General features: G+C 71.8%; 20 protein-coding genes. 7 read left to right on the top strand and 13 right to left on the bottom strand.

Features of this window, described 5'->3' with window-relative positions:
* Window positions 1–136: 136 nt before the first annotated feature.
* The gene (locus MILUP08_RS28670; protein ID WP_039908954.1) at window positions 137–1,891 is read left to right on the top strand and encodes a substrate-binding domain-containing protein; all 1,755 of its coding nucleotides are present in this window, start codon (window positions 137–139) and stop codon (window positions 1,889–1,891) included.
* A 213-nt stretch (window positions 1,892–2,104) separates the two neighbouring features.
* The gene (locus MILUP08_RS28665) at window positions 2,105–3,589 is read left to right on the top strand and encodes a sugar transferase (RefSeq protein ID WP_007464394.1); all 1,485 of its coding nucleotides are present in this window, start codon (window positions 2,105–2,107) and stop codon (window positions 3,587–3,589) included.
* Between the two features lie 10 nt (window positions 3,590–3,599).
* Here MILUP08_RS28665 and MILUP08_RS28660 read toward each other — a convergent pair whose 3' ends face one another.
* Window positions 3,600–4,730 (bottom strand): PP2C family protein-serine/threonine phosphatase, encoded by a 1,131-nt coding sequence (locus MILUP08_RS28660; protein ID WP_007464392.1) that lies wholly within the window; start codon window positions 4,728–4,730, stop codon window positions 3,600–3,602.
* Between the two features lie 96 nt (window positions 4,731–4,826).
* On the opposite strand from MILUP08_RS28660, the gene MILUP08_RS36430 reads away from it, so the two are divergent.
* On the top strand, window positions 4,827–5,477 hold the full coding sequence (locus MILUP08_RS36430; protein ID WP_007464390.1) for a MarR family winged helix-turn-helix transcriptional regulator: 651 nt from the start codon (window positions 4,827–4,829) through the stop codon (window positions 5,475–5,477).
* Window positions 5,478–5,534: 57 nt separating this feature from the next.
* On the opposite strand, the gene MILUP08_RS28650 is transcribed toward MILUP08_RS36430, so the two are convergent.
* Complete coding sequence (locus MILUP08_RS28650) at window positions 5,535–7,208, bottom strand: SpoIIE family protein phosphatase (protein WP_007464388.1); 1,674 nt, start codon at window positions 7,206–7,208, stop codon at window positions 5,535–5,537.
* A 118-nt stretch (window positions 7,209–7,326) separates the two neighbouring features.
* Window positions 7,327–8,565, bottom strand: a complete 1,239-nt coding sequence (locus MILUP08_RS28645) for an ROK family transcriptional regulator (RefSeq protein WP_007464386.1) — start codon at window positions 8,563–8,565, stop codon at window positions 7,327–7,329.
* 78 nt (window positions 8,566–8,643) lie between these two features.
* On the opposite strand from MILUP08_RS28645, the gene xylA reads away from it, so the two are divergent.
* From xylA to MILUP08_RS28630, 3 genes are all read left to right on the top strand, one after another.
* Window positions 8,644–9,831, top strand: coding sequence for a xylose isomerase (gene xylA / locus MILUP08_RS28640; RefSeq protein ID WP_007464384.1), 1,188 nt, complete (start codon window positions 8,644–8,646; stop codon window positions 9,829–9,831).
* Window positions 9,832–9,840: 9 nt separating this feature from the next.
* Entirely contained in the window at window positions 9,841–11,265 is a 1,425-nt protein-coding gene (gene xylB, locus MILUP08_RS28635) for a xylulokinase (protein WP_007464382.1), read from the top strand.
* Window positions 11,266–11,349: 84 nt separating this feature from the next.
* Window positions 11,350–12,768, top strand: a complete 1,419-nt coding sequence (locus MILUP08_RS28630; protein ID WP_007464380.1) for an MFS transporter — start codon at window positions 11,350–11,352, stop codon at window positions 12,766–12,768.
* A gap of 169 nt (window positions 12,769–12,937) precedes the next feature.
* On the opposite strand, the gene MILUP08_RS28625 is transcribed toward MILUP08_RS28630, so the two are convergent.
* The 5 genes from MILUP08_RS28625 to MILUP08_RS28605 all read right to left on the bottom strand — a co-directional run bounded on the left by MILUP08_RS28625 (window position 12,938) and on the right by MILUP08_RS28605 (window position 19,192).
* Window positions 12,938–14,611 (bottom strand): glycoside hydrolase family 13 protein, encoded by a 1,674-nt coding sequence (locus tag MILUP08_RS28625; RefSeq protein WP_039906756.1) that lies wholly within the window; start codon window positions 14,609–14,611, stop codon window positions 12,938–12,940.
* A gap of 33 nt (window positions 14,612–14,644) precedes the next feature.
* A complete protein-coding gene (locus tag MILUP08_RS28620) occupies window positions 14,645–15,691 on the bottom strand; it encodes a LacI family DNA-binding transcriptional regulator (RefSeq protein ID WP_007464376.1) in 1,047 nt (348 codons plus the stop codon).
* A gap of 67 nt (window positions 15,692–15,758) precedes the next feature.
* The gene (locus MILUP08_RS28615) at window positions 15,759–16,727 is read right to left on the bottom strand and encodes a carbohydrate ABC transporter permease (protein ID WP_007464374.1); all 969 of its coding nucleotides are present in this window, start codon (window positions 16,725–16,727) and stop codon (window positions 15,759–15,761) included.
* Between the two features lies 1 nt (window position 16,728).
* Window positions 16,729–17,775: a carbohydrate ABC transporter permease gene (locus MILUP08_RS28610; RefSeq protein WP_007464372.1), complete on the bottom strand. Its 1,047-nt coding sequence runs from the start codon at window positions 17,773–17,775 to the stop codon at window positions 16,729–16,731.
* Window positions 17,776–17,845: 70 nt separating this feature from the next.
* Window positions 17,846–19,192: an ABC transporter substrate-binding protein gene (locus tag MILUP08_RS28605; RefSeq protein ID WP_007464370.1), complete on the bottom strand. Its 1,347-nt coding sequence runs from the start codon at window positions 19,190–19,192 to the stop codon at window positions 17,846–17,848.
* A 249-nt stretch (window positions 19,193–19,441) separates the two neighbouring features.
* Here MILUP08_RS28605 and MILUP08_RS28600 point away from each other — a divergent pair, with 249 nt between their 5' ends.
* On the top strand, window positions 19,442–20,215 hold the full coding sequence (locus tag MILUP08_RS28600) for a M23 family metallopeptidase (RefSeq protein WP_007464368.1): 774 nt from the start codon (window positions 19,442–19,444) through the stop codon (window positions 20,213–20,215).
* A gap of 53 nt (window positions 20,216–20,268) precedes the next feature.
* On the opposite strand, the gene MILUP08_RS28595 is transcribed toward MILUP08_RS28600, so the two are convergent.
* The 5 genes from MILUP08_RS28595 to MILUP08_RS28580 form a co-directional block, all read right to left on the bottom strand.
* Complete coding sequence (locus MILUP08_RS28595) at window positions 20,269–20,763, bottom strand: TspO/MBR family protein (RefSeq protein WP_007464366.1); 495 nt, start codon at window positions 20,761–20,763, stop codon at window positions 20,269–20,271.
* Window positions 20,764–20,919: 156 nt separating this feature from the next.
* Window positions 20,920–21,063, bottom strand: a complete 144-nt coding sequence (locus tag MILUP08_RS36150) for a GPGG-motif small membrane protein (protein ID WP_007464364.1) — start codon at window positions 21,061–21,063, stop codon at window positions 20,920–20,922.
* Complete coding sequence (locus MILUP08_RS28590; RefSeq protein ID WP_007464361.1) at window positions 21,054–21,830, bottom strand: metallophosphoesterase family protein; 777 nt, start codon at window positions 21,828–21,830, stop codon at window positions 21,054–21,056. The genes MILUP08_RS36150 and MILUP08_RS28590 overlap by 10 nt, the downstream gene beginning before the upstream one ends.
* A gap of 10 nt (window positions 21,831–21,840) precedes the next feature.
* The gene (locus MILUP08_RS28585) at window positions 21,841–22,116 is read right to left on the bottom strand and encodes a hypothetical protein (protein ID WP_007464358.1); all 276 of its coding nucleotides are present in this window, start codon (window positions 22,114–22,116) and stop codon (window positions 21,841–21,843) included.
* On the bottom strand, window positions 22,113–22,760 hold the full coding sequence (locus MILUP08_RS28580; RefSeq protein WP_083915937.1) for a nucleotidyltransferase family protein: 648 nt from the start codon (window positions 22,758–22,760) through the stop codon (window positions 22,113–22,115). Before MILUP08_RS28580 ends, MILUP08_RS28585 begins: the two co-directional genes overlap by 4 nt.
* Between the last annotated feature and the right edge of the window lie 50 nt (window positions 22,761–22,810).

Genomic DNA, 22,810 nt, shown 5'->3' with positions numbered 1-22,810 from the left:
AGCGCAACCGGTTTGGCAACGCCGTGGGGCCGCATCGTCACGCTCTGTCGCTAAACGGTGATCAACTGTTTCTCCTGCGTAACTTTAGTCCGAACGGATGTGGCAGAGACGGCACCTAATACGCAAGATGGTCAGCGTGTCAGCAGGCCGCCATCGCATGCGTTCGAAACTCCATCTAGCAGCCGCCGCCGCGACGGCGACGGTTCTCGTCGTCACCACCGGCGTCTGGTTCGGCTACAAGGAGCTGATCCAGCCCAGCTGTTCCGGGGAGATTCGACTCGCCGTGGCGGTCGCCTCCGAGCTGGCGCCCGCGGTGGACGCCGCCGCGTCCCAGTGGGTCAAGGACGGCGCCGCGGTCGGCCCCACCTGCATCCGGGTGGACGTCTCGGCGTCCGACCCGGTCGACGTGGCCGCCGTGGTGGCCGCGAAGCACGGTGCCGTGCTGGCCGGCGTCGGGCAGGCCAGCGGCACGGCCGTCACCCCGGACGTCTGGGTGCCGGACTCCTCGACCTGGCTGCTGCGCCTGAAGAAGGACGCGACGGCGTTCGCGCCTACCAACGGCGCCTCCATCGCGCGCAGCCCGGTCGTCGTGGCGATGCCCGAGCCGGTGGCCACGCGGCTGGGGTGGCCCAACGCCAAGTTCACCTGGACCGATCTGCTCAAGCAGGTCAACAGCAGCAAGCCGCTGCGTACCGGCATCGTCGAGCCGACCCGGGACGCGGCAGGCCTGTCCGGCCTGCTCTCGCTGACCACGGCGGCAAGCGGCGCGGGCGGGGACGCCCAGCGCAACACCGTCGGCGCGCTGCGGGCGTTGGCCACGGGTCGCTCCTCGCTCCGCAACGACCTGATGGCCCGCTTCCCGACCGCCACGGACCCGACGTCCATCGCGAGCGCGCTCGGTGCGGCGGCGCTCTCCGAAGAAGACGTGATCGCCTACAACAGCAAGAAGCCCCCGGTGCCGCTCGCCGCGCTCTACATGGAGCCGGCCCCGATGCCGCTTGACTACCCGTACGCGGTGCTGCCCGGCATCGAGCCGACCAAGGCCGCCGCGGCGAAGGTGCTGTTCGAGCTGCTGACCGCCCCCAAGTTCCGCGACCGCCTGGCGGCACAGTCGCTGCGCGGTCCGGACGGCAACTGGGGCGCCGGCTTCAACGCGCCGCAGGGCGCCCCGAGCCCGGCCGGCGGCGCGTCCACCGCCCCGGCGGCCGGCGGCACCGCGGCGGGCGGCTTGGACCCGGCCGCCATACAGCGTGTCGTCTCCAGCTGGTCGATCGCCACCCAGTCGGGTCGGATGCTCGCCGTCATCGACGTCTCCGGCTCGATGAAGGACGAGGTGCCAAGCGCCAACAACCGCAGCCGGGAGGAGGTCACCGTGGACGCGGCCCGCCGCGGCCTCGGGCTCTTCGACGACTCCTGGTCCATCGGCCTGTGGACCTTCTCCACCAAGCTGGTCGGCAACCGGGACTACCGGGAACTGGTCCCGATCGGGCCGCTCTCCGGCCAGCGGGCGCAGTTGGAGGGGGCACTCGCCACCATCAAGCCGTCAAGCGGTGACACCGGCCTGTACGACACCATGCTTGCCGCGTACCAGGCGGTGCAGGAGGACTGGCAGCCCGGCCGGGTCAACTCGATCGTGCTGTTCACCGACGGCAAGAACGAGGACGACAACGGCCTCAACCAGCAGCAACTGCTCGCGAAGCTCAAGCAGATCGCCGACCCGGAGCGCCCCGTCCAGGTCATCATGATCGGTATCGGCGAGGGCGTCAGCAAGACCGAGCTGGAGTCGATCACCAAGGTGACCGGCGGCGACGTCTTCGTCACCAAGGACCCGAGCGAGATCGGCAGCATCTTCCTCACCGCCATCGCCCGCCGCCCCCCGGCGCCGCGCTGACCGGCCGCAGAGCAGGAGGAACCCGCCGTACCGCGTCAGCGGTACGGCGGGTTCCTTTTATGGCCGCGGGGTTGAAGAAAAGTGACGGCAATACGTCGGAAGCAATCGGCAGTCATAGTTATCAGGGCAGGATGTCGACGTGTTCCGGCATCGTCCGTCCGCCTCCGGTGCGGCTCGTCGGCCGGGGCCGTCCTGAGCAGAGTGGGAGGGCCGGTGACCGCGGCGACACTGTTGACCCCTGCCAGCCCCTCGGCGACGCCGGAAGGCCCGCCGAGCGGGCTGGTGGCCCGCGCCGACGAACGGTCCTACGTCCGGGTCCTGGTCGTGCTGGACACCACAATCCTGATCATCGCGCTGTTCATCGGGTACGTCGGCCGGTTCGGTGACGACGAGCCGGTCGGCTCCGAGATCCCGTACGTGCTGGTGGCCCCCGGGTTGGTCCTCGCCTGGCTGATCTCCCTCAAGGCGCTCGGCTGCTACGACGACCGCGTCGTCGGCTACGGGGCGGACGAGTACCGGCGGGTCAGCTCGGCGAGCCTGCGGCTGGCCGGCGCGATCGCCATCGCCGGCTACATCGCCGACGTCGGCGTCTCCCGTGGCTTCCTCGGCATCTCGTTCGCGGTGGGCACGGTCGGGCTGGAGGTGACCCGGTTCGTCGTGCGTAAACGCCTGCACCGGGCCCGCTCGAAGGGCGCCGGCTGGTCCCGCAAGGTGCTCGTGGTCGGCGACACCGCGCACGTCCTGGAGTTGGTGCACACCCTGCGCCGGGAGCCGTACGCCGGCTATCAGGTGGTCGGCGCGTGCATCCCCGACGCGCTGCTCGCGCCGGTGGCACAGCGGCTCGGTGACGTGCCGGTGGTGGGATCGTTCCGGGGCATCCCGGAGGCCGCCACCGCGATCGGCGCGGACACGGTCGCGGTGACCGCCTCCGGCGAGCTGACGGCGACCCGACTGCGTCGGCTCGGTTGGCAGCTGGAGGGGACCGGCGTCGACCTCGTCGTGGCGCCCGCGCTCACCGATGTGGCCGGCCCGCGGATCCACACCCGTCCGGTCGCCGGGCTGCCCCTGATCCACGTCGAGGCGCCCGAGTTCCGAGGTGCGCGCAAGCTGGTCAAGGGATTCGTCGACAGGTCGGCGTCGTCGCTGGCGTTGGCGCTGCTGCTGCCGCTGATCGCGGTCATCGCGTTGGCCATCAAACTGGACAGCCGGGGGCCGGTGCTGTTCCGGCAGGTCCGGGTGGGTCGGGGCGGGCAGGAGTTCGGCGTCTTCAAGTTCCGGACGATGGTCGTCAACGCCGACGCGCTGCTCGCCGAGCTGGCGACCCGCAACGAGACCGACGGGCTCATGTTCAAGATGCGCGACGACCCTCGGGTGACCCGGGTGGGCCGCATGCTGCGCAAGTGGTCGCTGGACGAGCTGCCGCAGCTGGTGAACGTCCTGCTGGGCCAGATGAGCCTGGTCGGGCCGCGTCCGCCGCTGCCCTCGGAGGTGGCCCGCTACGACGGTGACGTGGCCCGGCGGCTGCTGGTCAAGCCCGGCATGACCGGGTTGTGGCAGGTTAGCGGTCGATCCGACCTGAGTTGGGAGGACGGCATCCGACTCGATCTCTACTACGTGGAGAACTGGTCGCTCGCCGCCGACCTCACCATCCTGTGGAAGACCGCCGGCGCGGTGCTGAACAGCCGCGGCGCGTACTGACCGCCACCGTTCACGGCTGCGGGCCGCTCCAGTCCAGGCAGACCACCACGGCATCGTCGACGAGGTCGCCGGCCACGAAGGCGCGCAGGTCACCGATCAGCGACCGGACGGCGTCCAGCGGCTCCATCGGGCCCGTCCGGCGCAGGAACCGGTCCAGTGCCGTCTCGCCGTAGCGCACGTCCCGCCCGGTGGCCTCCACCACGCCGTCGCTGACCACGAAGAGCCGGTCGCCGCGTTCCAGCGTGAACGTCTGCTCGTGGTAGTCGGTCGCCTCGAACATGCCGAGCGGGAACTGCGCCTCCAGCGGTTGCTCGGTGACCTCCCCGTCGCGCAGCAGGACGAGCCGCGGCGAGCCGGCGTCCACCACTGTCATCGTCCCGGAACGCAGGTCCAGCTCCATCAACAGCACGGAGAGGTGTCGCTTGCCCCGGTACTCGTCGTAGACGGCCTGGTCGGCGAGGGCTGCCTGATCACCCAGACCGAGGCCGGCCCGGCGGGCGTTGCGCAGCGCGTGGGTGGCAAGCGATGTGAGCAGGGACGCCGCGACGCCCTCACCGGTCCCGTTGACCGTGGAGAGCCAGAGCTTCTCCCCGTCGTCGGACCAGTCGAAGCTGTCCCCCCGCACGGCGTACGCCGGTTCCAGCTGCCCGGCCAGGCTGAACGAGGGCCGGATCCGGCTGCGGCCGGGGAGCAGGTCCCACTGCATCTCGGCGGCAAGCGTGAGTCGCTGACTGCGCCGCGCGACGCTGTAGACGTCGGTACCGGGGGAGACGGCGGCCAGCTCGTGCGCGAGGGCGGTGGCGATGTCGGCCAGCTCGCCGAGCACGGCGGGGTCGTCGGCCACCGGCGCCAGGCGCAGGACGCCCCGCCGTTCGCCGCGCATGCTCACCGGCAGCCAGGCGGTGCCGTCGACCAACAGGGGCGACTGGTGGTCGAAGGCCCGCCAGGCGGGGTGGCCGGCGCCCCGGAGGGAGTCACCCTCGGTGAGTGGCAACAGCTCCGAGAGGCGGTAGTCGACCTGGTACAGCTCGGCTTCGGTGATCCCGTACGCCTCGCCGAGGATCTCCCCGAGACCACCCACGAGACGGTCGGCGGGTGTCTCGTTCAGGGTACGTCGTGCCCGATTGACCGGTTCGCTCATCAGGCCTCCTTGATCAAAGCTCGACTACCAGTGGCTTCGGAGTAGTCTCGGGCCACCATGGCCGAAAAACATGGTCCGCCGGACCCTACGACGAGTATGGCCGCCGCGTTGGACGCGGCGGCGGACGCCCTGCTGGGCGTCTGGGATTCCGCCCGCGAGGCGACAGCCAGCCGGGTCTCCGGAGCCCAACTACGGGCAGTGATGGTGGTCGAGCAACACGACGGGATCAACCTACGCCGGCTCGCCACCCGCCTGGACATGTTGCTCAGTTCCGCCAGCCGGCTCTGCGACCGGTTGGTCGCGGCCGGCATGCTTGAGCGCGAGCCGGGCCGCTTCGACCGGCGGGAGATCTCCCTGCATCTCACCCCGGAGGCCCGTCGACTCCTCGCGGAGCTGCGCGCCGACCGTCAGGAGCGGATTGCCGCCGTGCTGGCGGCGATGAGCCCGGCGGGTCGCACCGCGCTGGTCAGCGGGATGCGGGAGTTCGACGAGGCCGCCCGTCGGCAGCAGACGCTGAGCGGCTCGGAGGCGGAGGACGGGGACCGGCCGCGAGGGCCCGGCGACTGGCCGGACGACGCGGACCCGCAGGATCCGGACCGGCCCGGTGGGCCGACGAAGGGCTCGTCGGAGCAGTCGGAGCGGTCGAGTCGAGGGGCGTGGCAGAGCGGGACGACCGGCCCCGAGCGGACGGTGGGCACGCCGCGCGAATGGCCCGCCGGCGAGCCACCGGTGGCCCGGAGCGCCTGACTCAGGCCGGCGCCGCTCGCACCGCTGACTCAGGCCGGCGCCGCTCGCACCGCTGGCTCAGGCCGGCGGCGACGCGCACACCGCAAGCATGGCGATGTCGTCGTGAGCCTGTCCGCCCAGCCACTCGTCCACCACCTGGAGCAGCCTGTCGACCAGGGCGGCCGGAGGCAGCCCGGCCGCCGCGGCGAGTGCGGCGCGCAGCCGGCGCTCGCCGAACTTCTCGGCCTGGACCGGGCCGCCGGTCGCCTCGGTCACCCCGTCGGTGTACGCGAGGAGCAGGTCGCCCGGGTCGAGGTGCACCCGGGCCTCGGCGAACCGGGCGTCGGCCAGTGCGCCGACCGGCATCCCGCCGACCGGAACCGGGACGACCGAACCGGCGGCGGTGAGCAGCAGCGGCGCGGGGTGGCCGCCGCCGGCGATGCGGATGTCCACCCCGGCCGGCCCGCGTTCCAGCGACCCGAGCAGCACTGTGGTGAGCTGGCTGCGCCGTGCCGCGTCGGGCGCGTCGAACAGGGTGCGGTTGAGCAGGTGGATCAGCTCCAGCGGTCGCTGCTCGACCAGTCGCAGGGTCTGTAGGGACTGGCGGACCCGCCCGGTCAGCACGGCCGCCCCGACGCCCTTGCCGGACACGTCGCCCACCGCGAACAGCGCGCCCCGCGAGTGCGGGAAGACCTCGTAGAAGTCGCCGCCGATGCGCAGCGTGTCCCCGGCGGCCCGGTAACCGTCGGCCATGCGCACGCCGGGCACCGTCGGCAGCTCCGGCGGGAGCAGGCTGGTCTGCAACACCCGGGCCAGGTGGGCCTGCTCGCCGTACAGCTCGGCGGCGGCAAGCGCCGCGCCGGCCCGCGCCGCGAACTCGCGGGCCAGCTCCACGTCGCGTGGGTCGAAGCCGGCCCGGCCGGCACGGCGGACCAACACCAGCGCGCCGGCCGACCCGCCGGGACCGGGCATCGGGCTGACCAGCACCACGCCCGGCCGCCCGAACCCGGATGGAAGCACGGCGGTCAGGGCCGCGGCCTCGGTGTCCGACCAGGCGCTCGGCTCGGTGGGTACGCCGTCGAGCGCCTCGCTGAGGCCGGGCACGGCGTCGGTCAGCTCCGGGCCGGCCAGCCCGCTGACCGGGGCCGGCTCGCCGTCGGCGTACCGCGTCCAGCGCGGGTGCGGCTCGGCCGGCGCGGGCGGACGGAGCAGCGCCACTGCGGCATCGGCCAGGTACGGCACGGCGAGGGTGGCGGTGGTGCGCAGCGTCTGGTCCCGGTGCAGGGACAGCCCGAGCCGGCTGCCGGCCTGGGCGAGGAACGCGGTGCGGGAGCGTTCGGCCAGCAGGGCGTCGGTGCGGGCGTGCTCCTCGGTGACGTCCCGGACGTACCAGGCGTACCGGCTGCCGGCGAGCTGCCGTCGACCGCCCCGCAGGTGCCGGCCGTGGTGCTCGGCGTCGAAGCTGTCGGTGCCGTCGGAAACGGCCCGGGCCAGCGCCGCCACCGGGCACCGGGACAGCTCGACGCCCGCGACGATCTCCGGGAGCAGGTCTGCCGCACGGGCGTTGACGAGGGTGACCCGACCGGTCTCGTCGGTCGTCAGCACGGCCTCGGCGAGCCCGTCGAGCAGCTCGCGGGCCAGCGGCGAGTCGGCCGGCAGCGCACCGCCGGCGCTCTGGCGGGTCGGACGGCGCGACGCCTGCCCGTCGTCGCCGATGGGACCGGCGATGCCGCCCCGTCGGGTCGTGGTCACCGCCCGACGCCGGCCCGCGTCTGACGACCTGTACGCATGCTGCTCCTGCACTCCTCGCCCGCGGATCCTTGTCCGACGGCAAGCGTACCGAGCCGTACCGAGGCACGCCCAGAGCGCGTCAGCCGGAGCGGCTCAGCCAGCCGGCGGGCCGGGCGACGATCCGCCGGACGACTGATTCGGCGGCGCCCACGGCGGCCGCCTCCGGACCGAGGGTCGAGGGCCGGACCGTGACCGGTGACCACGCGGCGGTGAGCACCCGGGCCGCGATCTCGGCGAGCACCGGCGGACACAGCCAGGGCGCCAGTGGGGCGTACCCACCGCCGAGCACCACGGTGTCCAGGTCCAGCAGGTTGACCACGCTGGCGACCGCCACCCCGAGGGCCGTACCGGCGTCGTGCAGCGCCCGCAGCGCGTCCGGGTCGCCGGCCTCGGCCAACTCGGCCAGCCGCGCCGTCGCGATGTCCGCGGGAAGCTCCGCCCGCAGCAGCCCGGCGGCGGCCACGATCGCCTCCTGGCCGGCGTACTGCTCCAGGCAGCCACGGCCGCCGCACCGGCAGGGCCGCCCCTGTGGGTGGACCGGGAGGTGCCCGATCTCGCCGCTCCAGCCGCGCACCCCGCGGAACAGCGCGCCGTCCAGGACGATCCCCGCGCCGATGCCGACCTCGCCGGAGATGTGCAGGAAACTGGCCAGGCCGGGCGGCCGGGAGTGCAGCTCGCCGAGCGCCGCGAAGTTGGCCTCGTTGTCCACCACCAGGGCCGGTACGCCCGGCACCTCATCGGTCAGGGACGGGTGCCCGCTGAGCAGTTCGGGAACCGGGACGTCCCGCCAGCCGAGGTTCGGCGCGAGCCGGACCAGCCCGGCGTCGTCCACCAGACCGGGTACGGCGAGCGCGGCCCCGGCGAGGGTGAGGCCCTGCCGGGCCGCGTCGGCGCGGGCCTCACCGGCCAGGTCGACGAGCCGGGCCAGCGCGTCGGCAGGGGCGACCGGGCGCAGGTCGGCCCGGTGCACGGTGCGGTGTCGGACCTGCCCGGCGAGGTCGACGACACACACCGTCAGGTAGTCGACGTTGACCTCCAGGCCGAGCCCGGCCGGTCCCCGGTCGGCCAGGACCAGCCCTCGGGCCGGGCGGCCGGCGCCCGCCCGGGGCGCCGGGTCGGCCTCGCTTACCAGTTGGCCCGCGAGCAGGTCCTCGACCACCGCGGAGACGGTGGCCCGGGTCAGGCCGGTGGCGGTGGCCAGGTCGGCCCGCGACGGGGGGCGGTCGGCGGCGGCGATCCGGCCGAGAACCAGGGCGAGGTTGAGCTCGCGGAGGCTGCCCTGACGGGCTGCGCCGGCCGGGGCGTGGGTGGGGCTCACCCCTTGACAGTGCCATAGGGCGGGCAAATAATTCAATCGCTGAACAAATACCTGACACCACCATCCCGGAGGTAGCTCATGGCACCCCGTCCCACCCCCGCCGACAAGTTCTCCTTCGGGCTCTGGACCGTGGGCTGGCAGGCCCGCGACCCGTTCGGCGACGCGACCCGTCCCGAGCTCGACGCCGTGGAGGCAGTGCACCGGCTCGCCGAGCTGGGCGCGTACGGCATCACCTTCCACGACGACGACCTGATCCCGTTCGGGGCCGACGCCGCCACCCGCGACCAGCACATCGCGCGGTTCCGCAAGGCGCTCGACGAGACCGGCCTGGTGGTGCCGATGGTCACCACCAACCTCTTCACCCACCCGATCTTCAAGGACGGCGGCTTCACCAGCAACGACCGCGACGTCCGCCGGTTCGCGCTGCGCAAGGTGCTGCGTCAGGTCGACCTGGCCGCCGAGCTGGGCGCCAGCACGTTCGTGATGTGGGGTGGCCGCGAGGGCTCCGAGTACGACCTCGCCAAGGACGTGCAGGCCGCGCTGGACCGCTACCGCGAGGCCGTGAACCTGCTGACCCAGTACTCCATCGACAAGGGCTACAACCTGCGGTTCGCCCTGGAGCCCAAGCCCAACGAGCCGCGCGGCGACATCCTGCTGCCGACCATCGGGCACGCGCTCGGCTTCATCTCCCAGCTGGCCCACCCGGAGCTGGTCGGTCTGAACCCGGAGGTCGGCCACGAGCAGATGGCCGGGCTGAACTACGCCCACGGCATCGCCCAGGCGCTCTGGCAGGGCAAGCTGTTCCACCTGGACCTCAACGGCCAGCGCGGCATCAAGTACGACCAGGACCTGGTCTTCGGCCACGGTGACCTGATGAACGCGTTCGCCCTGGTGGACCTCCTGGAGAACGGCGGCCCGAACGGCGGGCCGACGTACGACGGGCCGCGGCACTTCGACTACAAGCCCTCCCGCACCGAGGACATGGACGGTGTCTGGGCCTCCGCGGCGGCCAACATGAGCACCTACCTGCTGCTCAAGGAGCGGGCTGCGGCGTTCCGCGCCGACCCCGAGGTCACCGAGGCGCTCGCCGCCAGCAAGGTCGGCGAGTTGAGCACCCCGACGCTCGGCGACGGCGAGGGCTACGAGGAGTTCCTGGCCGACCGGTCCGCGTTCGAGGACGTCGACGTGGACGCGGTGGCCGAGCGGGGCTTCGCCTTCGTCCGGCTCAACCAGCTCGCCGTCGAGCACCTGCTCGGCGCTCGCTGAGGCCCCGCCATGCCGTTGGTCGCGGGCGTCGACTCGTCCACCCAGTCCTGCAAGGTGGTCATTCGGGACGCGGAGACCGGCACCCTGCTCCGGCAGGGCCGGGCACCGCACCCGGACGGCACGGAGGTCGACCCGGAAGCCTGGTGGCAGGCGCTGCGCAGCGCCGCCGACGAGGCCGGCGGGTTGGCCGACGTCGCGGCGGTCTCCGTCGCCGGCCAGCAGCACGGCATGGTGTGCCTCGACGAGGCGGGCCGGGTGGTCCGCCCGGCCCTGCTGTGGAACGACACCCGCTCCGCCGACGCCGCCGCCGACCTCATCGAGGAGGCCGGCGGCGGCGCGGCCGGGAGTCGGTTCTGGGCCGAGGCCACCGGCAGCGTGCCGGTGGCGAGCTTCACCATCACCAAGCTGCGCTGGCTGGCCCGGCACGAGCCGGAGCAGGCCGCCCGGGTGGCGGCCGTCTGCCTGCCGCACGACTGGCTGACCTGGCGGCTGGCCGGTGCGCCGGGGCTGGCGGGGCTGCGGACCGACCGGGGTGACGCCAGCGGCACCGGCTACTGGTCCCCGGCCACCGGTTCCTACCGTCTGGACCTGCTCGAACGGGCCTTCGGTCGGCAGCTCGTGGTGCCCGAGGTGCTGGGCCCGGCCGAGTCGGCCGGCACGCTCGCCGACGAGCTGGGTGGGGGCGGCGCGCTGCTCGGCGCGGGCACCGGTGACAACGCCGCCGCCGCGTTCGGCGTCGGCGCCGGTCCCGGCGACGTGGTCGTCTCGATCGGCACCTCCGGCACGGTGTTCAGCGTGGCCGACGTGCCGGCCGGCGACGAGAGCGGCGCGGTGGCCGGCTTCGCCGACGCGTCGGGCCGCTTCCTGCCGCTGGTCTGCACGCTCAACGCCGCCCGGGTGCTGGACGCCGCCGCCACGATGCTGGGTGTCGGCCTGGACGAGCTGGCCGAGCTGGCGCTCTCCGCGCCGGCCGGCGCGGACGGGCTGGTCATGGTGCCCTACCTGGAGGGTGAGCGGACGCCCAACCGTCCGCTGGCCACCGGCGCGGTGCACGGGCTTACCCTGCGCACGTCGACCCCCGCGCACCTGGCCCGGGCCGCCGTGGAGGGCATGCTCTGCGCGCTCGCCGACGGCCTGGACGCGCTGACCGCGCAGGGCGCCACCGTCCGCCGGGTCATCCTCGTCGGCGGTGGGGCACGGTCGGCCGCGGTCCGCCGGATCGCACCGCAGGTCTTCGGCTGCCCGGTGGTCGTCCCGCCCGCCGGGGAGTACGTCGCCGACGGCGCCGCCCGCCAGGCCGCCTGGGTCGCCCTCGGCGGTGCGACGCCGCCGCAGTGGGAGGTCAAGGGCACCGAGGAGTACGCGGCGGAGCCCGTCCCCGCCGTCCGCGAGCAGTACGCGGCCGCCCGCGGACTGGTCCTCGACCGCCGCTGACCCCCCGGAGTCGACGCGGGTGGGAGCCGACCGGCACCCACCCGCGTGACGACCCCGTCGTCGGAGTCTGGTTGGCTGCCGGTCATGACGGTGACCAGGGGCTGGCACGGCCGGGGCGGTGGCCGGACGCACCGGCTGTACAGCGTCGTGGTGTTCGTGCTGCTCGCCTCGCTGGACAACGTGGCGATCGGGCTGGTCCCACCGCTGTACGGGCCGATCTCCGACGCGTTCGACGTGTCGGGCGGGCTGCTCGGCCTCGTCACCGCCGTCAGCTTCCTGGTCAGCGCGGTGGCCGCGGTCGGCTGGGCGTACGTCGGCGACCGCACCAACCGCAAACCGCTGCTGATGGTGGGCACCCTGCTCTGGGCGTCGGGCACCGGAGGCAGCGCGCTCGCCGACGGCTACCTCATGTTCCTGACCGCCCAGCTCGTCGCGGCGGTCGGTCTCGGCGCGGTCGGCTCGGTGGGCTTCTCGGTCGTCACCGACCTGATCTCACCGATCCGGCGCGGGCTGGTGATGAGCTTCTGGGGGCTCTCCCAGGGCGTCGGCACGCTGGCCGGGACGCTTGTGGGTGGGCTGCTCGGGGCGACCGACTGGCGGCGACCGTTCTGGGTGCTGACCGGCGTGGGCCTGGTCGCCACCCTCGCGTACCTGTTCACCTATGACATCCGGCGCGGGCAGAGCGAACCGGAGCTGGCCGGCGCGTTGGACACCGGCGCCGAGTACGACTACCGGATCAGCCGCGCCGATCTGCCGCGCATCCTGGCCCGGCGGACCAACCGGTGGTTGATCCTGCAGGGCCTTACCGCGCAGGCGGCCTTCGGCTCACTGGTCTGGCTGCCGAGGCTCTTCGCCGAGCGGGCCGAGGCGCAGGGCTACTCCGAGTCGACTGCGGTGGTGGTGGGCAGCGTCTTCGCCACGCTGTTCCAGCTCGGCGGCGTGCTCTCCATCGTCGGCGGGCTGGTCGGCGACGCGGTGCAACGGCGTACCCCTCGGGGCCGGGCGTTGGTCGCGGCCGTCGGAATCCTCGCGGCCGTGCCGTTCTACCTCGTGCTGTTCTTCGTGCCGGTGACCATCGACGTGCCCGACGGCGCCGGCGGCGGCGCGGTGATCGGCGCGGTGCTGTCCAGTGTGTTCACCGAGCCGTCGGTCGGTCTGAGCCTGCTCACCGCGGTGGTGGCGCTGGCGCTCACCTCGGCCAACTCGCCGAACTGGTTCGCGCTGATCGCCGACGTGAATCCGCCCGAGCACCGGGGCACCGTCTACAGCCTCGGCAACCTCGTCAACGGCGTCGGCCGGGCCGCCGGCAACGGGGTGGTCGGCGTCGCCTTCCAGGGGCTGCGCGCGGCGTTCCCGCCACCGCTGAACTTCGCCGTCGGGCTGGCCGCGTTCCAGCTCTTCTTCATTCCCACCGGCATCATGTACTGGCTCGCCTCGCGGACCTCACCGGCGGACATCGACAACGTGCACGACCTGCTGCACACCCGCGCCGACCGCCTCTGACGCCGCTCGCCGGCGTGCAGCGGTGCGGGCGCCGCGCCTGATTCGTCTGCGACATCAGCTCCAAAGGGAGTCGGCACCACCCGGCCGACCGCCCCGCGAGCACTGTCGCGGGGCGGTCGGCGGAACGGGTCGGGTCGGTTCGGGTCGGGTCGGTTCGGTTCGGGTCGGATCAGCCGCGCAGCCAGACGGTCACGTCGGTCGGGACCGCGCCGTCGTCGTCCAGCGGGGCGCTGGACGCGAGGACCTCGGCACCGGCCGGGATCGGCGCCGGGGCGTCACCGAAGTTGGTGAGCACCGTCAGCTCGCCGTTGCGGAAGGTCAGCACCTCGTCGCCCGACGACAGCCACTCCAGCGTGCCTCGGCCCAGGCCGTGGGCGCGGCGCAGCCGCAGCGCCGTGCGGTACAGCTCGTACGTCGAGCCGGGCACGTCGCGCTGCCGGTCCAGCGCGTACTCCGCCCAGGACGGGGGTTGCGGCAGCCAACTGGCGTCGGTGGGCCCGAAACCGTACGACGGGGCGTCGGCCTCCCACGGGATCGGCACCCGGCAGCCGTCACGGCCCCGCTGGGTGTGCCCGCTGCGCGCCCAGGTCGGGTCCTGCCGGGCCTCGTCGGGCATCGTGGTGTGCTCGGGCAGGCCCAGCTCCTCACCCTGGTAGAGGTACGCCGAGCCGGGCAGGGCGAGCATCAGCAGGGTGGCCGCCCGAGCCCGGCGCAGGCCGAGCACGGCGTCCGGCTGCGGGTCGCCGATGCCGATGCCGTTGGGCCGGCCGCCGCCGACCGCCAGGCCGAGCCGGGAGGCGTGCCGCACCACGTCGTGGTTGGACAGCACCCAGGTCGTCGGCGCGCCCACCGAGTCGGTCGCCTCCAGGGAGCGGGTGATCACCGCGTACTGGGCCGGCGCGGTCCACGCGGCGAGCAGGTACTCGAAGTTGAACGCCTGGTGCATCTCGTCCGGGCGGACGTAGCGGGCCAGCCGCTCGGCCGGCTCCACCCACGCCTCGGCGACCAGCACCCGCTCGCCGGGGTAGCTGTCCAGGACCCGCCGCCACTGCCGGTAGATCTCGTGCACGCCGTCCTGGTCCCACATCGGCGGCCGCGGCTTGTCGATCTCGTTGCCGGAGAGGATCTCCTGGGGCTCCTGCCAGTCGGCCAGGTCGGCCTGCTTGACGAGCCCGTGTGCCACGTCGACGCGGAAGCCGTCCACCCCGCGGTCCAGCCAGAACCGCAGGACGCCGAGGAACTCCTCGTGCACCTCCGGGTTGTCCCAGTTGAGGTCGGGCTGGCCGGTGTCGAACAGGTGCAGGTACCACTGGCCGGGTCGGCCGTCCGGGTCGACAGTCCGCGTCCAGGCCGGGCCGCCGAAGACGCTCTGCCAGTCGTTCGGCGGCTGGTCGCCGGCCGGGCCGAGGCCGTCGCGGAAGATGTACCGGGACCGCTGGGCGCTGCCCGGCGCGGCGGCCAGCGCGGCCTGGAACCAGCGGTGCGCCGACGAGGTGTGGTTCGGCACCAGGTCGACGATCACCCGCAGGCCACGGGAGCGGGCCTCGGCGATCAGCTTGTCCGCGTCGGCGAGGGTGCCGAACAGCGGGTCGACGTCGCGGTAGTCGGCCACGTCGTAGCCCGCGTCGGCCTGCGGCGACGGATAGAACGGGGAGAGCCACACCGCGTCCACGCCCAGCTCGGCCAGGTGGTCGAGGCGGGCGGTGATGCCCGGCAGGTCACCGATGCCGTCGCCGTCGGAGTCGGCGAACGAGCGTGGGTAGATCTGGTAGATGGCGGCCTCGGTCCACCAGCCGGTGATCGGGTGACCGGAGGAGGTCTGCTGGGTCGGATCGGTGTTCAGGGTCGTCTCCCGTGTAGCGCGGTGTTTGAGGGTTCAGTGTGCCCGTGGCGGCGCGGTGGACTCTCGCACCACCAGCCGAGTGGGCAGGATCACCGGCGTGTCGCCGTCGGCGGTTCGTTGACCGATGATCGGGCTCAGGTTGCGGGCGCCGAGCGGGTCGAGCAGCATCCGGGCGGCCAGGCGGCCCTGTTCCGCGGCGGGCTGGGCGATGGTGCTGAGACCGAGCACGCCGGCGAGGTCGTGGTCGTCGATGCCGACCACGCTGACGTCCTGCGGTACGCGCAGTCCGGCGTCGCGCAGGGCGGTCATCGCGCCCATCGCCATCTCGTCGCAGGCGGCGACGATCGCGGTCGGCGGAACGCCGCGGGCCAGCAGCTCGGCGGCGGCCCGGTTGCCGCCGTCGATGGTGAACGACGACTCGACGTCCAGGCTCGGATCGGGTCGCAGGCCGGCGGCCCGCAGCTCCGCCTGGTAGCCCCGCCGCCGGTCGAGGTGGGTGGTGAAGGCCAGCTCGTCGTCGGGGTCTCCGGAGATGTGCGCGATCCGCCGGTGGCCGAGGTCGAGCAGGTGGCGGGTGGCCATCCGCGCGGCGGCCACGTCGTCGATGCGTACGCACGGCCAGTTGGGCACCCTGCTGCCCGAGCTGATTGTCACGCCGGGCAGGTCCAGGGAAGCCAGCGCGGTCAGGTCCGCCGGACGCAGCGGCGTGGCGACAAGCATCATGGCGTCGACCCGCTTGTGCAGGTTGGCGGTGCGCAGCACCCGCTGGCGGATCTGCTCCCGACCGCCCAGGTTGTAGAGCAGCAGGTCGTAGCCGGAGTGGTGCAGATACTCCTCGACCGCCTCGACCACAGTGCTGAAGAACCAGCGGGTGATCCTCGGTACGACCACCGCGACCGTGCCGGTGCGGCCACCGGCGAGCCGGGACGCGCTCGGCGAGACCGCGTAGTCGAGCTGCTCGGCGGCCGCGAGGACTCTGCGTCGGGTGGCGGCCGAGACCGTCGGCAGCCCGCGCAGGGCCCGCGAGACGGTTGCCGTGGAGACCCCGGCCAACCGGGCCACATCATCAATCTTCGTCACGGTTCCCCCGCTCGGTACCCGTCGCCCGCCGCCGCCCTCAGGGGCCAGGCGGCGGCGGGCAAGCGGGTCAGCCCTTGACGCTGCCGGCGAGCAGACCTCGCACGAAGAAGCGCTGCAGGGACAGGAATACGACGAGCGGTACAACGATCGAGACGAACGCGCCCGCGGTCAGCCGCTGCCACTCGCTGCCCCGGGTGCCGGCCATCTCGGCCAGCCGGACCGTGAGCGGGGCCGTCTCGTTGCCGCCGCCGGCGAAGATGAGCGCGACCAGCAGGTCGTTCCAGACCCAGAGGAACTGGAAGATGCCGAACGCGGCAAGCGCCGGGGTGATCAGCGGCAGCACGATGGTGCGGAAGATCTTCGGGTGGGTGGCCCCGTCGACCCGGGCCGCCTCCATCAGGTCGCCCGGAAGTTGCGAGATGAAGTTGTGCAGCAGGAAGACGGCGAACGGAAGCGCGAAACAGGTGTGCGCGAACCACACCTGGGCGAACTTCTGCTCGTCGACCAGGTCCCACGCCGGCATCAGGGTGACGCCGCCGAGGGTGACGCCTGTGGAGAAGAACCTCAGCAGCGGCACCAGGGCCATCTGCAGCGGGACGATCTGCAACGCGAAGATCGCGATGTAGAGCCAGTCCCGCCCGCGGAATTTGATCCACGCCAGCGCGTACGCGGCCAGGGCCGCGAAGGCGAGCGGGAAGAGCACCGACGGGATGGTGATCGCCAGCGAGTTGATGAAGTAGCTGGCGAGCTGCCCCGACGACGACGACCGCCCGAACAGGACCTGCTGGTAGTTCTCCAGCGTGAACTGCGGGTTGGTGAAGGCGGTCCACCAGCCGGTGGTCTTGATCTCGTCCTCCGGCCGGAGGGACGAGATGAGCAGGCCGAACGTCGGGATGGTCCACACCACCGCGATGACGATCGAGACGAGCGTGGCCGTACGGCTGTTGAGCCGTCGACGAACCCGCCCGGCGGTGGTGGACGTGGTGCCGTCGACCTTCTGGGCGCCTGCGGCGACGGTGGGCGTTGCGGTGGTCATCTCAGCCCTCCCGCTGCTGACGGAGGTTGCGGATCTGGTAGATCACGACCGGAATGACCAGGATGAAGAGGAAGACCGCGAGCGCGGAGCCCTGCCCGTTCTGGCCGTACCGGAACGCCTGGTTGTACATCTCGCTGGCGATCACGCTGGTGTCGTAGTTGCCGTTGGTCGCGGTCCGGACGATGTCGAAGACCTTGAGCGTGGCGATCGTGAGCGTCACCGCCACCACGATCAGCGCCGGCCGGATGCTCGGCATGGTGATCTGCCAGAACATCTGCCAGGGGCTGACCCCGTCGAGCCGCGCGGCCTCCACGATGTCGCCGGGGATCGCCTTGATCGCGGCGGAGAGCACCACCATGGCGAAACCGGCCTGGATCCAGACCATGATGACGACCAGCAGCAGCGTGTTCAGGGGTGATTCCAGCAGCCACTGCTTCGGCTCGCCGCCGAGGCTGACCACGATCTGGTTGAGCAGACCGATCTGGTCACCCTCGCCCCGGTAGGCGTAGACGAACTTCCAGATGATGCTGGCGCCCACGAAGGAGATCGCCATCGGCAGGAAGATCAGCGACTTGGCCACGGCCTCGAACCGGGCCTTGTCCACCAGGACGGCGTAGATCAGGCCGAATGCGGTCGCCACCACCGGCACCAGAACCACCCAGACCAGGGTGTTGATCAGGACCCGGAGCATCGAGTCGTCGGAGAACATCCAGCCGTAGTTGCGCAGCCCCACCCAGTCGGTGCTGCTCCCGTTCATCAGGGAGAGCAGCAGGGTGCGGATGGCCGGCACGACCAGGCCGATGGTGAGCAGCAGCAGAGTGGGCAGCAGGAAGAAGATCGCGAAGATCCCCTCCCGCGGCTTGGACCGGCGGGGGAGGGGAGCTCCACTCGCCGAGGCGGCGACGAGCTGCGCCTCCCGTCGCCGGGCAAACCAGGCCGGCACGACGTCGAGCAGCAGGAGCAGACCGCCCACCACCACCACGAAGGCGATCAGCCCGTACATCAGCATGAGGAGCTTCGGCTGCTCATCGGCGAAGTCGAACTCCATCAACCCTCCCTTCCGGGTCCGGTTCGGCCGGTGGCCCGGCCCGCGCGAGCGGACCGGGCCACCGTCGAGATCACTTAGGCCAGCTGCTCTCGATGCCCTGGAGCACCGGGGCGGTGGCCTTGCCGTTCAGCCACTCGACCATGCCCTTCCAGAACGTCCCCGCGCCGACGGCGGCCGGCATCAGGTCGGATCCGTCGAAGCGGAAGACGCCGGTCTTGTCCTGGAGGATCTGGACGGAGAGCTTGTCGATCGGGCTGGCGACGTTGGCGATGTCCAGCTTGTTGTTCGCCGTGACCCAGTTGCCGAGCTTCGCGCGGCTGTTGACGTACTCGGCGGAGGCCAGGTACGTCTGCACCGCCTGCACCTCGGGACGGTCGGCGTAGGCGACGACGAACTCGCCCGCGCCCAGCACCGGCTTGCCCTTGGCGGCGTCGATGGCCGGGAAGTAGAAGGCGAACGCGTCGCCGTCCGCAGCCACCTTGGTGCCCTCGGGGAACTGGTTGGCGTAGAACGACGCCTGGCGGTGCATCGCGCACTTGCCGGTGGTCACCGGCAGGCCCGCCTCCTGGAAGGCGGTGGTGGTGATGCTCTTGACGCCGCCGAAGCCGCCGTTCATGTACTTGTCGTTCTTGAGGATCGTGCCGGCGCGGTCCACCGCGTCGACGACCCGCGGGTCGTTGAACGGAATGGCGTGGGTGGTCCACTGGTCGTAGACCTCGGCGCCCGCCGTCCGCAGCAGCACGTCCTCGATCCAGTCGGTGGCCGGCCAGCCGGTGGCGTCACCGGACTCGACACCCGCGCACCACGGCTTCATGCCGCTGGCAGCGATCTTGTCGCTCAGGGCGATGAGCTGCTCCCAGGTGGTCGGGACCTCCCAGCCCTTCTCCTTGAACGTCTTCGGCGAGTACCAGACGAAGGACTTCACGTTCGCACCGAGCGGCACGCCGTAGAGCGTTCCGTTGACGGTGCCGTACTTCAGCCAGTCGGCCGGCATGTTCTGCTCGGCCAGCGCCTTGGTGTCGGCGCCGAGCTGCTTCAGCTTCCCGGCGTCCGCGAACCGCTTCACGAGGCCCGGCTGGGGCACGAACGCGATGTCGGGCGCGTTGCCGCCGTCGACCCGGACGGGGAGCTGGGCCTCGAACTCGCCGCTGCCCTCGTACGCGATCTCGATGCCGGTGCACTCGGTGAACTGCGACCACGACCGCTCGAGCAGGTCGGCCTCGGCGTCACGGATGGACGCGTAGATGGAGACCTTCTTGCCGTCGTTGCCCTGGTACTTCTCGTATGGGGCGCACTCCGCGGAGCCCGCCTTGTCGCTCTTCTTGTCGTCACCGGTACCGCAAGCGGTGGCGCTGAGCGCCAGCCCGAGCACACCGGCGATCACGAAGGCCTGGCGTGGTCTGGTAAAGACCGCCATGCCGTCCTCCTTCCTAGCCGGCGCGGTCGTGCTGTGACCCGTCGCCGGTCCGATTGGGCGTGCACACATGTAAGCGCTTGCATCCGGTCTGGTCCACCCCCTGTCAGACACGAGCGAGTAACAATCCCGAAACCTCGTGTCGGCTGGCCGGACGCGCTCCCGGCCGGGGATCCCGACCCTTTCGAAGATTGGCGATATCTGTCAGGCTGGGCGCACCTCATCGAAGGTTTTGAACATAGGAGGAGCTGCATGCGTAAGCGGTGGATCAGCCTGTTGGTGACGGGCCTGCTCGTCGGAGGAGCCCTCGCGCCGGCGAGCCCGGCGCTTGCCGCGCCGACCTTCAAGGTGCCGTTCCCGTGCGGCCAGTCCTGGTCGGGGCAGACCCGGTCGGACCACAGCCCGGCGTACGCCGTCGACTTCAACCGCACCGACGACCTCGGCGACCCGGTGGTGGCCAGCGCCCCCGGCACTGTCGACCGGGTCACCGACCTCGGCGGCACCAGTTACGGCAAGTACGTCCGGATCAACCACGGTGGCGGCTACTCGACCTACTACGCCCACCTCAACGGCTTCAACGTCTCGGTGGGGCAGACCGTCGGCTACGGCAAGGTGCTCGGCTGGGTGGGCAGCACCGGCGGCTCCACGGGCCCCCACCTGCACTACGAGCAGCGCCTCAACGGCAGCGACATCCAGGTCAGGTTCAACGGCACCCTCGGCCTGTACTGGGGTAGCAAGACCTACACCAGCGACAACGCGTGCAGCTCGGGCACCGGCAACGCCACCGTCGACACCAGTGGCACTCCGCTTACCGTCCGCTCCGGCCCCGGCACCGGATACGCCTCGGTGGGCACCGTCGCCGACGGCACCCGGGTGACCATCGCCTGCCAGACCAGCGGCACCACGGTCACCGGCACGTACGGCACCAGCTCGATCTGGGACCGCATCGGCAGCGGCCGCTACATCTCCGACGCGTACGTCTACACCGGTTACGACGGCTACATCCCGAACGTGCCCCGCTGCTGACGGAGCAGGGGGTCCTCCGGCGGGGCTGCCTCCCGCCGGAGGACCCGCGCCGGTCAGGTGTTCAACTGCCAGATCGACAGGTTGAGCGCGGCGGCGAACGTGACCCACGCCCAGTACGGCAGCAGCAGCGCCGTCGCGACCCGGGACACCCGGGAGAAGAGCGCCACGGTGACGCCGATCGCCAGCCACATCAGCACGATCTCGGCGAACGCCAGCCCGTACTGCCCCGCGCCGAAGAACAGCGGCGTCCAGATGGCGTTGAGGACGAGTTGGGCGGTCCACGCCCACAGGGCGGGGGAGAAGCCGACCCGACGCCACACCAGCCAGCCGGCGACGGCGATCAGCGCGTAGAGCACCGTCCAGACCGGGCCGAAGAGCCAGGACGGCGGCGCCCAGCCCGGCTGGCGCAGGCTCGCGTACTCGTCGGTGGTGCCCTGCACGCCCAGCCCGCCGATCGCGGCCGCGACGAAGACGGCCGCCGCGAAGCCGGCGAGCGCCAGGCGTGACCGCCGGCCGGAGGTGGGCCGTGCCTCGCGAGATATCTCCATGGTCGAGATATTGCCGCTAGGTCGTCGGGTCAAACCCACAAAAAAGCGCCGGGGCCACCGCGGCCGGTGCTTCTGTCGGGAGGACGAAGCTCCGGCCACGGCGACCCCGACGGGTCCCGGTGTGGAGAAGGAAGTGCTTGTCGAGAGGTGCGAACGTCAATTGAAGATGCTGACACCACCCGGGCCGACCAACAGCCCGACGACGATGAGGACGATGCCCCACAGGATCTGCCGGCGGAACAGCGCGAGGATGCCGGCGACCACGAGTACGACTGCGAGAATCCAGAGAATCAGCTCCATGACCTCTGACTACCCGACCCTCCGATCGGGGAAACCTGGTCGGTGTCGAGTTGATCCCCGACATGGAAGACGCTGTACGCCTGCTTGATCACCGGGTGCGCGACGTTGCGGACGCGTACCCCTCCCGGGGTGGTGCCGCGCTCGGTGCCGGCGTGCGCGTGCCCGTGCACGGCGAGCGCCGTGGGCGCCGAGTCGATCGCCTGCCCGAGCTGGTACGACCCCAGGAACGGGTAGATCTCCAGCGGCTCGCCGACCAACGTGTCCGGAACGGGCGAGTAGTGGGTGAGCGCGACGAGCATGTCGCAGTCCAACGAGCGCAGGGCCGCACCGAGGCGGTCCGCGCTCTCGTTGGTGGTCCGGACGAACGCCTTCATCTCCGGCTCGCCGAAGTCACTCGCGCACCGGCCGGCGAACCCCCCGCCGAAGCCCTTGACGCCTGCGATGCCGAGCCGGCCGCCCGCGCAGTCCAGCACCACGCCGTCGCCCTCCAGCACCGTGATGCCCGCGTCCTCAAGCACCTTCACGACCTGCGGCACCTGGTCACACTGGTGGTCGTGGTTGCCCAGCACGGTCACCACCGGCACGGCCAACCCGCCGAACTCCTGGGCCACGCAGCGCGCCTCGGCCTCGGTGCCGTGCCGGGTCAGGTCGCCGGCCAGCAGCAGCACGTCGGCGCACTCCGGCAGCTCCTCCAGCGCCGGGCGGAACCGGCCGACCACGTCCTCGTCCAGATGCACGTCGCCCACGGCGGCGATCCGGATCACCATGAAACCTCCCTCAGGGCAGTTGCTCGATCTCCGTGGGCGCCTGGGCGCGGATCACACCGATGTCGCTGGTGATCGACACGTCCGGGAAGCGCTCCGACACCCGGCGCAGGATCTCCTCCCGCCGGTGCGGGCTCTCCACCTCGCCGTACAGCACGAGGGCGTCCTCCCGCCGGATGACGGTGATCCCCTGCTCGGCGACTGCCGGATCCTCGGTGAGCAGCCGTTGAATTTCCGCTTCGACGTACTCGTCGGGTGGCGCCGCGCCACCGGCCTGATCGTTCGTCACGGTGTCTCCTCTCCTGCCGGGGCGCCGGGTTCCGGCACCACCTCCAGCCGGTCCAGCAACACCAGGAACGCCTCGGCGTACGGCGAGTGCTGCGTCTCCTTGCGTACCCGTTCCCAGTCGATCTGCTCCCGCAGCGACCGGGCCAGTGGCAGGCCGCGGGCGAAGTCGCAGTAGTGCTGGGAGAAGCTCAACAGCTTGTGCACCATGAGCTGGGTGGCGGACAGGACCGGCATGTGGATGGCGTCCACCGGCCGCACGACGGTGTCGGCGAACGTCTCCTCGGTCACCGGCGTCTCGATCGGCCGGTGGATCAGATCCACCATCCGCCCGTCGTCGAAGACCTTGACCAGCCAGTCCTCCGGCGGACGCTCGGCGCGGAAGCCCGCGGCCACGAGCGCTTCCAGGGACCGCTCGACGTCCGCCTCGCGGATCAGGAAGTCGACGTCGTGGTCGCTCGAGTGGCCGCCGTGGGCGTAGACGGCGAAGCTGCCGCCCAGGGCGAACGGGATCTCGGACTGCTTGAGCACGGCGGCGACCTTCTTCAGGGTGTGCACCAGACTCTCGTCCCCGCGCTCAGCCATCTGGATCTCCCGTCGGTCGTGTTGGTGGACAGGCGGTTGGATTCCAACTCCCGTACCCGGCATTCCGGTCGCCCACACCTGCTGACGTCGCGGTCGGGTGCCAACGGGGATAA

Origin of the sequence: Micromonospora lupini str. Lupac 08 (assembly GCF_000297395.2) — a bacterium.
Classification (GTDB): domain Bacteria; phylum Actinomycetota; class Actinomycetes; order Mycobacteriales; family Micromonosporaceae; genus Micromonospora; species Micromonospora lupini.
This window is presented reverse-complemented; position numbering and strand designations above follow the sequence as displayed.